Annotated in this window: 1 protein-coding gene; it reads right to left on the reverse strand. The window is 71.0% G+C overall.

The features are described 5' to 3' along the window. Nucleotides 1-420, reverse strand: a 420-nt coding sequence (locus I6F37_RS41660; protein ID WP_225154620.1) for an SMP-30/gluconolactonase/LRE family protein, incomplete at both ends; no start/stop codon positions are given.

A 420-nucleotide genomic window follows, 5' to 3' on the forward strand; every position in this document is an offset into this window, starting at 1 on the left:
GCGTCGAAGCGGATCTGCTCGATCGGCGCATCGGCGGTCCCGCGGAAATGCTCCAGCGGATAGCGGTGCAGCAGCCGGCCCTCTGCATCGCGCTGCTGCAGGTCCAGGCCCATCACCGACACCCACACCGTGCCATCAGGCGCCTGCCGCATCAGGTCGATGCGCTGGCGCAGGTCGGCACTGCCATCGATCCGCAGATCGCGCAGCGCGCCGGTAGCCGGATCGTAGACGGTGATGCGGCCGCCGCGTCCCAGCCACAGGCGCCCATCCGGGCGCGGCAGCACCGACCACACCACGCCGCTGCCGAGCTGCCGGTCGCTGGCCAGCAGGCGCAGGGTGCCCTGCGCATCGAGCTGGTACACCCCTCGCGCCGAGCCGACGTAGTAGTTCTTCCCATCGCTGGCCGCGCTCAACAGGTCC

This window comes from Bradyrhizobium sp. NBAIM08 (assembly GCF_020193935.1).
Classification (GTDB): Bacteria; Pseudomonadota; Alphaproteobacteria; order Rhizobiales; family Xanthobacteraceae; genus Bradyrhizobium; species Bradyrhizobium yuanmingense.